General features: G+C 56.4%; 10 protein-coding genes. 5 read left to right on the forward strand and 5 right to left on the reverse strand.

The genetic code is table 11. The features are described from left to right. Positions 1 to 25: 25 nt before the first annotated feature. Positions 26 to 1,399, reverse strand: a complete 1,374-nt coding sequence (locus D0C27_RS08370; protein WP_026484954.1) for an amino acid permease — start codon at positions 1,397 to 1,399, stop codon at positions 26 to 28. A gap of 37 nt (positions 1,400 to 1,436) precedes the next feature. Beyond that, complete coding sequence (gene kynU / locus D0C27_RS08375) at positions 1,437 to 2,687, reverse strand: kynureninase (protein ID WP_009463162.1); 1,251 nt, start codon at positions 2,685 to 2,687, stop codon at positions 1,437 to 1,439. A 143-nt stretch (positions 2,688 to 2,830) separates the two neighbouring features. Between kynU and D0C27_RS08380 the strand changes: the two genes are divergently transcribed. Further along, positions 2,831 to 3,292, forward strand: a complete 462-nt coding sequence (locus tag D0C27_RS08380; protein ID WP_021447021.1) for an Lrp/AsnC family transcriptional regulator — start codon at positions 2,831 to 2,833, stop codon at positions 3,290 to 3,292. Positions 3,293 to 3,334: 42 nt separating this feature from the next. Here the strand turns inward: D0C27_RS08380 and D0C27_RS08385 are convergent, their stop codons facing one another. The 3 genes from D0C27_RS08385 to D0C27_RS19485 form a co-directional block, all read right to left on the reverse strand. Then, the gene (locus D0C27_RS08385) at positions 3,335 to 4,039 is read right to left on the reverse strand and encodes a GntR family transcriptional regulator (RefSeq protein ID WP_137430752.1); all 705 of its coding nucleotides are present in this window, start codon (positions 4,037 to 4,039) and stop codon (positions 3,335 to 3,337) included. A 113-nt stretch (positions 4,040 to 4,152) separates the two neighbouring features. Continuing rightward, positions 4,153 to 4,581: a hypothetical protein gene (locus tag D0C27_RS08390; RefSeq protein WP_083054229.1), complete on the reverse strand. Its 429-nt coding sequence runs from the start codon at positions 4,579 to 4,581 to the stop codon at positions 4,153 to 4,155. 204 nt (positions 4,582 to 4,785) lie between these two features. Beyond that, positions 4,786 to 5,799: a TetR/AcrR family transcriptional regulator gene (locus D0C27_RS19485; RefSeq protein ID WP_226348066.1), complete on the reverse strand. Its 1,014-nt coding sequence runs from the start codon at positions 5,797 to 5,799 to the stop codon at positions 4,786 to 4,788. A gap of 507 nt (positions 5,800 to 6,306) precedes the next feature. Here D0C27_RS19485 and lldP point away from each other — a divergent pair. From lldP to dld, 4 genes are all read left to right on the forward strand, one after another. After that, positions 6,307 to 7,974, forward strand: a complete 1,668-nt coding sequence (lldP, locus tag D0C27_RS08400) for an L-lactate permease (protein WP_035271369.1) — start codon at positions 6,307 to 6,309, stop codon at positions 7,972 to 7,974. Between the two features lie 78 nt (positions 7,975 to 8,052). Beyond that, positions 8,053 to 8,832 carry a transcriptional regulator LldR gene (lldR, locus tag D0C27_RS08405; RefSeq protein WP_009462556.1) on the forward strand — a complete coding sequence of 260 codons (780 nt, stop codon included), beginning with the start codon at positions 8,053 to 8,055 and terminating at the stop codon, positions 8,830 to 8,832. Beyond that, the gene (gene lldD / locus D0C27_RS08410; protein ID WP_026484948.1) at positions 8,829 to 9,968 is read left to right on the forward strand and encodes an FMN-dependent L-lactate dehydrogenase LldD; all 1,140 of its coding nucleotides are present in this window, start codon (positions 8,829 to 8,831) and stop codon (positions 9,966 to 9,968) included. The genes lldR and lldD overlap by 4 nt, the downstream gene beginning before the upstream one ends. Positions 9,969 to 9,970: 2 nt before the next feature. Beyond that, a complete protein-coding gene (gene dld, locus D0C27_RS08415; protein ID WP_088451248.1) occupies positions 9,971 to 11,692 on the forward strand; it encodes a D-lactate dehydrogenase in 1,722 nt (573 codons plus the stop codon). The last annotated feature ends 214 nt before the right edge of the window (positions 11,693 to 11,906 follow it).

An 11,906-nucleotide genomic window follows, 5' to 3' on the forward strand; every position in this document is an offset into this window, starting at 1 on the left:
AAACAGAGCCAGAAAGTCAGATCACTCAGGCAGCCTTACGAGCGCCTCGTACAAAGTAAATCACGACCAAGGCAAGCAGGAACGGCACACCAAACAGCAAGGTGTAGTGAAAGATATTGATGAACCAGGTAGTCACCAAAATCGCCACAATGCCAATCAAGCCCAGCAAGGTGCCGATGGGATAGGCCGGCATACGGAAACGTAGCTGCACACCGTCCTGGGCCACGCGGCGGCGGAAGAACAAATGAGTCAGGAAGATCATGCCCCATGTGAACAAGGCGCCAAACATGGACAGGGCGATCATCACCGGAAAGGCGGTTTCCGGATTGTTGGCATACACCACTGCGGCCACGGCCACACCGCTGGCCGATAAAGCCAGGGCATTCAAGGGCACACCATTGCGCGCCACCTTGCCCAGCGCAGCGGGCGCATCACCGGCACGCGACAGGCTGAACATCATGCGGGTCGAGATATAGAGCATGCTGTTCATGGCCGACAAGGCCGCAATAATCACAATGAAGTTCAGGATGCTGTCTGCATAGGGAATGCCGACGGACTGCATCACTGTAATGAAAGGACTGGTTGTGCCTTCCGCTACCAGCACCTGCCAAGGCACCAGCATCACGATAAGCGACAAGGACAGCAGGTAGAAAATGATCAAGCGCCAGATGGTGGCCTTGAAGGCCTGGCGCACGGCTTGCTCGGGGTTTTCTGCCTCGCCCGCCGCCACGGCAATCATCTCGATACTCAGATAGCTGAAGATGGAAATGATCACCCCTACCCACACCCCATACCAGCCATTGGGCATGAAGCCACCCTGGCCAAACAGGTTTTCCTGTACCTGTGCGGGCTTGTAATAGCCCGTCAACATGCCAATGGCCAGCACGATGAACGCAATAATGGCAAACACCTTGATCAGGGCAAACCAATACTCCACCGAGCCAAAAGCCTTGACGCTGTAGGCATTGACGGCAATCAGCACGGCCGAGAAAAAGGCGATCCAGATCCAGGGTGAGACGTCCGGGAACCAGAACTTCATATAGTCCGCCACCGCCGTCACCTCGGTGCCCACGGCCAGAACAATGCAGGCCCAATAGCTGTAGCGCACCAGGAACCCGGCCAGCGGATGAATATAGAACTCCGCATAGGCTCCAAAAGAGCCCGATGTGGGGTGTTCCACCGTCATCTCGGCCAGGCAGCCCATCAGGACCAGAGCAATGAAGCCGCCAATCACATAACTCAGTACAACGCCGGGACCAGCAAAGCCAATGGCAAATTTGCTGCCCAGGAACAAGCCGGTACCGATGGCGCCCCCGATCGCAATCATGCTCATTTGGCGGGCGCTCAGTTTTTTATGCAGCCCGGCTTCGCGCGATTGAATTTGCTCAAATCGGCTCATGTCTCCTCCTTTATGCTTATTTTTTATATCAGCCTGATCAGGTCACCTTGGAGCGTGTTTTATAGGCGGGCTTGTCCCATTCCTTATCGGTCAGTACCGCCTTGATATGCTGCACAGCCTGCCAAATATCCACAAAAGACAGATACAAGGGCGTAACGCCAAAGCGCATCACTTCAGGCTCGCGGTAGTCCCCAATCACACCACGGGCGATCAGGGCCTGCACCACGGCATAGCCTTGCTCATGGGCAAAACTGACATGGCTGCCACGGTAGTGGTGATCGCGTGGAGTCACCAGACGCAGGCCAAATTCCGCACATTCCTGTTCCACCAAAGCGATGAACAAGTCCGTCAGCGCCAGGGATTTACGGCGCACCGCCTGCAGGTCGGTTTGCAGGAACACGTCCACACCACAAGCCACCAGGCTCAAGGAAACAATGGGCTGAGTACCGCACAAGAAACGCTCGATACCGTTGGCGGCTTCATATGACGGGCTCATGGCAAAAGGGTGCTTGTGGCCCCACCAGCCGGACAAGGGCTGGCTGATCTGGCCCATCAGCTTGGGGTTCACCCACAGCAGGGCCGGAGCACCCGGACCGGCGTTCAGGTACTTGTAGGTGCAGCCAATGGCAAAGTCGGACTCGCTGTCTTTCAGCTCGATAGGCAAGGCACCCACGGAGTGGCACAAATCCCAGATCAACAGACCATTGTGTTCATGCACCAGGCGGTTGGTCGCCTGCATATCGTGCAAGTAACCCGTGCGGTAATTCACATGGGACAGCACCACCACAGCGGTTTCATCATTGACGGCTGTTTGCAGGTCTGCCGGGTCATCAATCAATTCAAGCCTATAGTCTTTGCCAAAGAAGGCGTTAAACCCTTCAATGATGTAAAGATCCGTAGGGAAGGAATCACGCTCGGCCAGGATCACTTTCTTTTCCGGATGGCGCTCTTTTTGCAAATTGACGGCGGCAGCCAGCACCTTGAACAGATTGACCGAGGTGCTGTCGCTGACGATGGTTTCACCTTGACCGGCACCGATCAGGGGCGACATCTGGTCGCCCAGACGCACGGGCAAGGTCCACCAGCCTGCCTTGTTCCAGCTATTGATCAGGTCGGTACGCCATTCCTGAGCAATAACTTCCTGGGCGCGCTCCATGGCGTGTCGGGGCATGGCGCCCAGCGAATTCCCGTCCAGATAAATCGTGTTGGGTGGCAGGTCGAACTTGGCTTTGAAGGCAGCCAGTTCATCGGCCTGATCCCACTGCTCGCATTGCTGCAAGGTAATCATATTCATGCTCCTCGATTCTGCTTTTTAAGCTATTTAGTCTAGCACCGAGCCTCTGGTAAATTATTCCAAAGCGATGAAGATTATGATTAATACTGGAAGAAAATTCGGTTTTTAAAAACCTTTTTCATAGAAAATTCTAAAATATGAGACTAGATGAGACAGACCTGAAAATCCTGCGTCTTTTACAGGACAACGGCAGGCTCAGCAACCAGGAACTAGCTGACCTGGTAGCCCTTTCGCCCTCCTCCTGCCACCGGCGCGTAAAGATTCTGGAGCAGGAAGGCTTCATCGAAAACTACAGCGCCAACTTGAGCGCAGGCAAACTGGGCTTTGCCATTGAAGCCTTTGTGGAAGTGAATATCGGGCAGCTCAACGAGAGCGAGCATCAGTACCTGAGCAAGGCACTGGCCACCATGGATGAAGTGCTCCATGCCTACATCGTGACCGGGCAGGCGAACTACATGCTGCACATACGCACGCGCAACTTCGAGACTTTTTCCAATTTTGTCATTCACAAGCTCAACACGCTGCGCGGCGTCACCAAGATCCATTCGCAGATCGTGCTGTCTTGCATCAAGGCCAAGGGGCAACGCTTGCCTGTGTAAACCGGCTGCCGGCAAGGTCTGGCCAGGTGCCAGGCCGCGGGCTTAGTCGTAGTTCAGTTTGAAGCGTCGCTTGAAATGCTCGCTGCGCCACCAGCCCTTGCCGCTTTGCACCGGTTTGTTATCGGTATTGAACAGATCAATACGCTGCACAATCACGGCCTGGTTCTCCTTGATCCAGAGCTGCTTGGCCATGTCTGCCGACGCGTTGGCCATGCTGATCTCTTCTTGCGCATGCTTGATGGGCACGTTCAGCATGCCAGTCAGCATCTCTACTATGGTGTGTGTTTCCAGAGCCTGTTGCTCGATACGTTCTCCTATCGAGCGTAGCAAGTAGTTCTCAGCAAAATAAAGGGGCACCGCTGACCTGTAGCGCACCGCTTGCAGCTTATAAACCGGCTCATCGGAAGCGAAAAACTCAGCAATGTCTGCTGGCGGGGCGACCAGCCCCCAGCTGGCAATCTGGGTGGTGGTGTCTTTGCCCAACTGCACCAGATCATTGATGGAGCTCAGCTCCCAGGAGCCGGTGTTCTTGCGTTCCAGCACAAAGGAGCCTCGGCTGGGAAAACGCTCGATCAAGCCATTGCGCGTCAAGATCGCCAGACCCTGACGCACGGTGATGCGGCTGACGCCGAACATCCCCCCTAGCTCGGCCTCCGTAGGCAAGCGGTCGCCGGGCTTCAAGCGACCGTCCTGGATATAGCGGGTCAGCTTATCGGCAAGCTGCTCATATAGTGGTTTTGTACTCACTTTTTTATCTCATCCCTGTTGATGACGCTCTGCTGCTGGCTCTCCCTACGTGCTGTGTTCCACCTGCGGTATCAACAGAAAATCGTTGGTTCCCCTGCCAGTAAGCCATCTTCTTATTCGCGTTCCAGCAGGCCCTTGATCAGAAACATCTCGGCCTCATGGACACAGGAAATTTGCTCCCATGCCGCATCGCTTTGTGTAGCCAAACGCCAGGTCAGCAAACTCACTACACATTTGTCTGCGCCCAGCTTGAGCACCTCACCTGGGATAACGCGCGACATATTACGAAACTGCATCGCCTCCTTGCTGGCGCCCACCTCGTAATCCACCTGAAAGCGGTCTGCGTCCACATTCAGGCGCACATAGGTTTCCTGGCCGCTAAAGACCGAGGTCCCCATGAACAGACCCGGTTCCACTTCGCTGCGATTCGCACTGCCCCAGGCCCACTGACCTTGCAAGATGCCATCGGACATGATCTCAAAAGCGACCTTAGCCGGGCGCTCCACCAGGATGCTACTGGAATGACAATGTGGATCTTTCACGTACTTGCTCCTGTGACCAATACTTATTGTTATGACAATGTTTTTATTGTCATACCAAAGAAAAACCGATACTAGACGGGAAAACACGTACAGTTCAGCGAAAGATTGTCCATAACAAAGCCGCTGCCTCTCAACCCGGAGACGCAGCGGCTTTGAAACCTGAAGCAAAGCGCTATCAGGCGATGGACTACTGTCTGTTATGTCCTAACTTGCTGTCACCCACTGCTGGATGAAAGCGCGCAGCTCGTCGGGGCTGGAGGCCACACCCCCGGGTACGCGATAGACCTTTTCCAAAGGCCCCACCATCTCCTGCAGGGCAGGCAGATTGGCAGGGTCATCGCACATCATCACAATCCCGCGGCAATAACGACCGAAGCCTTCACGATGTGCCTTTAACCACAACACCGCTTTCTTGCGCCCTTCCGGGTCGCCGGGAGTGGAAGGATCGGGCAGGCTTTCGTAGACCAGAACGAACTCTTTTTCGGCCTTGATCAGGGTTTCCATATCGTCCAGCCATTGCGTGGCCAGCTCCAGGGTCAAGGGAAACTCGCGCACCCTTGCTATCGGCAAAGCGGATGTATCCAGAAACTGGGTGGAAAAGTCAGGAGAAATGTCTTGCTCACTCATTGCTAAAGCTCCTTGAATCAGGGCTGTCATGCCCAATTGCAATATGCCCTCCATCTCGACCTCCTCCACGACCCGTTCCACGGCTGCACGTGGCTCCCGACCAGCCACGGCATAGACCGTATCGGCAACCGCCAGGCAATGAAAGGCCACCGTTCCCATCAAGTAACGCGAGCGCTCGAAGGACACGCCATAAGCCTGAGCAATGTGCTCTTGATGCTCCCGGATCTTGTCCAGCATGGAAGGAGTCGCCACCAGCCTGCGTATCACATAGGGCGTGATGCCCGGATTGGCTTTCACAAAAGCCTGTGTCGCCGCACTGAACAGCTGCAAATAGTCTTCCAGGCTGCCTTGAACCGGAATCGTGGCCCGAGGTACTTGCCAGCGGCTGAAAATTTCTTCGGCCACCAGTTGTTTAAGCCCTTCCAGATTGCCCACATGCTTGTACAGCGCCATCTGGCTGACACCCAAAGCGGCCGCTACCCCCACAAAGGTGATGTTGGGCAGGCCAATCTGAATACCAGCGTCGGCAATCCGTGCTCGGGTGATGGTGGGAGGACGTCCGCGTGGCGCGGGCGCCTGAGGGGTTGGCATATCTATGTTGACCCTTTTGATGACAGCAGCGCGGTAGTACCTGCCACTGCCTCTTATTTAATTTATGAAACTCTACTAATTAGAAGCCTAGTTTACATCCACGATAATGATTCTCAATATCATTTTTTGCAAAGCGAGTGTTCCTGCTGATGAAGTCGCAAGACATCGACCTGAACGAGCAACAGCGTAACCCGATTCCTCCCGCCCTATCCTGGCAAAAATAGTCAGGAAAAGAGACTTTTCACGCCTGAAAACCGTGTGACAGCCCCTGCCCGTTCCACCTCTCATTTCTGGTTTTTCACCTAAATTGGTCAGACCAATTAATTGAATAAAAAATTGTTTATTCTTGAATTGTTAGGGTAAACACTTAGATTCAATAAAATAATCCTTTCTATACAATGCGCTCTGTTCTTGACGATCTCAAGAAATGGTCAGACCAATTTAACGACCTTCAGGCTCGCTTGCGATACAAGCGCCTCCCATTTGCTCCTGCGGAGATAGAACAACATGCAACAAGCGTGGCTGCAGCAATACGATCCCACCGGCAATATCTGGCTGTCGGCACTGATCGCCCTTATTCCGATCATCTTTTTTTTCCTGGCCCTGACCAAGTTGCGCATGAAGGGGTATCTGGCAGGGACGATTACCGTCTTGCTGGCCCTGGGCGTTGCCCTGTTTTTCTATCGCATGCCGGTTTCCACTGCGCTGGCCTCGGTGGTGTATGGCTTTTTCTATGGGCTGTGGCCGATCGCCTGGATCATTGTGGCCGCCGTTTTTCTGTACAAGATTTCGGTCAAGACCGGTCAGTTCGACATCATTCGCGCCTCCATCCTGTCCGTCACGCCTGACCAGCGCCTGCAGCTGATTCTGGTGGGCTTTTGCTTTGGCGCCTTCCTGGAAGGGGCAGCCGGTTTTGGTGCGCCCGTTGCCATTACTGCCGCCTTGCTGGCTGGCCTGGGTTTCCGCCCCTTGTACGCGGCCGGTCTGTGCCTGATTGCCAATACCGCCCCGGTGGCGTTCGGTGCCATGGGTATTCCTATCATCGTGGCCGGTCAGGTATCGGGTATTGATCCCTTTGAAATCGGCCAGATGGCTGGTCGCCAACTGCCTTTCATGACGGTGATCGTGCTGTTCTGGCTGATGGCCATCATGGACGGCTGGCGCGGTATCAAGGAAACCTGGCCTGCCGTGCTGGTCGGTGGCGGCTCCTTCGCACTGGTGCAGTTCCTGACCGCCAACTACATTGGCCCCGAGCTGCCGGACATTACCTCGGCTCTGGTTTCCCTGGTTGTGCTGACCCTGTTCCTGAAAGTGTGGCAACCCAAGCGTATCTTCCGTTTTGAAACACAAGAAGGCTCGCCTGCCCAGGACAATCTGGCCGATCAAGCCCCTACCGTGCTGAGCACTGGCCGCATTATCAAAGCCTGGTCGCCCTTCATCATCCTGACCGCCATGGTCACGATCTGGAGTGTGCAGCCCTTCAAAGCTTTGTTTGCTGCCAATGGCCCGCTGGCGTCGACCATCGTGAATATTCCTGTGCCCTTCCTGCACAATCTGGTCGACAAGGCTCCACCCGTCGTGGCCTCGGCCACTCCGTATGGCGCGGTCTACTCCTTTAACTGGCTCTCTGCCACCGGCACCGCCATTCTGATTGCCGCCTTGCTGACTATCCTCTTTTTGCGCATGAAACCGGCAAAAGCGGTGGAAACCTTGGGCGAAACCTTCAAGGAACTGGCTGTACCGATCTACTCGATTGGCATGGTGCTGGCCTTTGCCTTTATCGCCAACTACTCCGGCCTGTCCGCAACTTTGGCGCTGGCCCTGGCTCACACCGGCAAAGCCTTCACCTTCTTCTCGCCCTTCCTGGGCTGGATCGGTGTGTTCCTGACTGGTTCCGACACGTCAGCCAACGCCTTGTTTGGTGCCTTGCAGGCAACCACGGCACAGCAGCTGGGTCTGCCTGAAGTGCTGATGGTGGCCGCCAACACCACAGGTGGTGTGACCGGCAAGATGATCTCGCCCCAGTCGATCGCCATTGCCTGCGCGGCAGTGGGTCTGGCCGGTAAAGAATCCGATCTGTTCCGCTTTACCGTGAAACACAGCTTGATCTTTGCGGTTCTGATTGGCCTGCTGACTACCCTGCAAGCCTATGTGTTACCTTGGATGATTCCCTAAGGGCCCGCCCTCATCCTTCATCTGCAAGGCGCGTATACGCGTGCCTTGCAGATTTATTTTTCCGGTATCTCAAGAACTATGCGCCTCTCTGATCACGTTGCCCAACAATTGCTGGCGCTGATTCAATCCAGCGATTTCAAGGCCGGGCAAAGACTGCCTGCCGAGCGTACGTTGGCAGCTCAATTGAATGTGTCGCGTGCATCGCTGCGCGAGGCTATTCAGCAACTGAACAGCCAGGGCATTTTGCGCAGTCAGGTAGGTTCAGGCACTTACCTGGCCTCCCAAACGCCCCAATGGACCCAGCGCTCGGTAGACCCGCTGGCCGCCCTGATGCTGTCCGATCCCCAGTACCGTTACGACGTGCTGGAAGCGCGCATTGCTCTGGAGAGCAGTACCACCTGGCACGCCGCCCTGCGTGCCTCGCCCGAAGACAAGGACAAGATCCTGCAATGCTTCGAGCAAATGATTCGCTACCAGCAAAGCGGCGATACCGTGCAGTCCGCCCGCGCTGATGCCCAGTTTCACCTGGCCGTGGCCGAAGCCTCGCACAATCTGGTGCTGGTTCAGGTCATGCGGGGCCTGTTTGATCTGGTGCTCAGCAGCGTGACGCAAAACCGGGACATCATCATGTTCGTGCATGACTCCCCCGAGACCATTGTCAATCTGACGGCGCAACACGAAGCCCTGGTCAAAGCCATTGTTGATGGCGATCCCGCTCAAGCACGCCACGTTGTGAACGAACACCTGGGCTACGTACGCAACACCCTTCTTCAGGCTGACGAAGACCTTGCACGCCGCGAACGTGCCGCGCGCCTGCAAACCCCTCCTTCCGTCTTATCCGACCCGACTCTGCCATGATTATTTCCTCCTCGACCGACTACCGGCGTGCCGCCCAAAAACGACTGCCTCCTTTCCTGTTCCACTACATTGACGGCGGTGCCTACGCCGAGCACACGCTGCGCCGCAATGTGGACGATCTGGCCAATGTCGCCCTGCGCCAGCGTGTCCTGAAGGACATGAGCCAGCTCGATACCAGCATTGAGCTGTTTGGTGAAAAACTGTCTATTCCGGTGGCCCTGTCCCCGGTAGGTCTGACAGGCATGTACGCGCGTCGAGGGGAAGTCCAGGCTGCCCAGGCAGCCGATGCACATGGCATTCCCTTCACCATGTCGAGCGTGTCAGTCTGCCCGATCGAGGAAGTTGCCCCGCGCCTGAAGCGGCCCATGTGGTTTCAGCTGTATGTGCTGAAGGACCGTGGCTTCATGCGCAATGCACTGGAACGCGCGCAAGCTGCAGGCTGCAGCACCCTGGTCTTTACCGTAGACATGCCCGTACCCGGCGCTCGTTACCGCGATGCGCATTCGGGCATGAGCGGCCCGAATGCCGCTCTGCGTCGCTATGCACAGGCTGTCATGCACCCGCGCTGGGCCTGGGATGTCGGTCTGCTGGGTCGCCCGCACGATCTGGGCAATATCTCGCGCTACCTGGGCAAGCCTACGGGTCTGGAAGACTATATGGGTTATCTGGGCGCGAACTTTGACCCCTCGATTTCCTGGAAGGATCTGGAGTGGATACGCGAATTCTGGAAAGGCCCCATGCTGATCAAAGGCATTCTGGACCCCGATGACGCCCGCGATGCCGTGCGCTTTGGTGCCGATGGCATCATCGTCTCGAATCACGGCGGCCGTCAGCTTGACGGCGTCTTGTCCTCGGCACGCGCGCTGCCTGCCATTGCCGATGCCGTCAAAGGCCAGATCAAGATTCTGGCAGATTCGGGTATCCGCAGTGGCCTGGACGTGGTGCGCATGATTGCCCTGGGTGCCGACGCTGCCATGCTGGGCCGCGCCTACATCTATGCCTTGGCCGCCGCCGGGCAATCCGGCGTGGACCACCTGCTGGGCCTGATTGAAAAAGAAATTCGGGTCGCCATGACACTGACCAGTGTCAGCAGCATTTCCCAGATCACCTCTGACCTGCTTGTACAGGAGTCTTGACCATGTCAGTTTCCACCAGCGCTGCGGATTTGTTGCAGCAACTGCGCTCTATTGTCGGCAACCCTCACGTCCTGACGGACGACCGCAGCACGCGTCGTTACCGCAAGGGCCATCGCACGGGTGAAGGCAAGGTATTGGCCGTTGTGCGGCCCGGAACGCTGCTGGAACAATGGCGCAGCCTGCAAGCCGCTGTCGCTGCCGATTGCATCGTGATCATGCAGGCGGCCAACACCGGCCTGACAGGCGGCTCCACCCCCGACGGAGACGACTACGACCGCGACATCGTGCTGATGAACACCATGCGTCTGCAAGGCATACAAGTCATCAACGATGGCCAGCAAGTTGTCTGCCTGCCCGGTGCCACGCTGGACCGTCTGGAACAGACCCTGGCCCCGCTGGAGCGTGAACCCCACTCGGTAATTGGCTCCTCGTGTATCGGCGCCTCTGTGCTGGGCGGTGTTTGCAATAACTCCGGCGGTGCGCTGGTACGACGCGGCCCGGCCTACACGGAATTGACGCTGTACGCGCAAGTGCTGGACGATGGCACCCTGCAACTGGTCAATCACCTGGGCATCAATCTGGGAGATACCCCGGAAGAAATTCTGAGCCGCCTGGAGCAAGGCAAATACAGTGTTGCGGATATCATCAACGACCCGGAACGCAGGGCCAGCGACCCACGCTACGCCGACGATGTGCGCGATGTGGATGCCCAGACCCCGGCTCGTTTCAATGCCGACCCTTCGCGCCTGTATGAAGCCTCCGGCTCGGCCGGCAAGCTGTGCATTTTTGCCGTGCGTCTGGATACCTTTCCCAAAGAAGCCAGTACTGTTTTCTACATTGGCACCAATGACCCGGACGAGCTCACTGCCGTGCGCCGTCACCTGCTGACGGAACTGCCCCGCCTGCCCATTGCGGGCGAGTACATCCATCGCACCGCCTACGATATTGGCGAGCAATACGGCAAAGACACCTTCTTGCTGATCGACCGTTTTGGTACCGCCAAAGTACCATCCGCCTTTGCCATGAAAAGCCGTGTGGATGGCTTTTTTGAGCGCTTTGGCTGGCGCGGCGTCACTGATCGCGTAATCCAGGCCATCATGAACCGCCTGCCCAGCCACCTGCCGCCGCGCATGCGTGAATGGCGCGACCGTTTCGAGCATCACCTGTTGCTGCGCGTCTCCAACGACACCGCGCAGGCCACGCGCGAATTTCTGAGCCAGCAATTTGAAGGCAGTCAGCAAGGTGCCTATTTCGAGTGCGATGCCGAAGAAGGTCGCAAAGCCTTTCTGCACCGTTTTGCCATTGCCGGTGCTGCCATCCGCTACCGCGAGGCGCACCCCGACAGCGTGGAAGATATTGTGGCGCTGGACATTGCCTTGCGCCGTAATGACAAGGAATGGGTGGAGCAACTGCCGGACGATATGGAAAAAGACATCGTCCACAAGCTCTATTACGGCCACTTCCTGTGCCACGTATTCCACCAGGACTACATCGTCAAAAAAGGCGTGGTTCCTCTGGATATGGAACACCGCATGTGGAAGTTGCTGGATGAACGCCGTGCCGAATACCCGGCCGAGCACAATGTCGGCCACCTCTACATCGCCAAACCTGCCCTGGCCGGCTTCTACCGCGAGCTGGACCCGACCAACACCTTCAACCCTGGCATCGGCCACACCTCGCGCCGCAAATGGTGGAGTGTGTGCTGCGGCGGCAAACACGACTAGCCCCCCTTTTCTTGAAGGTACTCACGGGCTGCAAGCCATTCCCTTGCTTGCAGCGCGGTCCGCCCCTTCAATAAACCGTCCTTCATGCAAACCAGCAGGCCCCCAAGCTCGACTTGGTGGGCCTGTTTTTTTGTGCACTGTGACAAACAGAACACAAAAATATTCTGCCGCCTTCCCTATTTAGTTTAATAGGTTCCACTAATTCAAAATTTAG

This window comes from Alcaligenes faecalis (assembly GCF_005311025.1).
GTDB lineage: Bacteria > Pseudomonadota > Gammaproteobacteria > Burkholderiales > Burkholderiaceae_B > Alcaligenes > Alcaligenes phenolicus.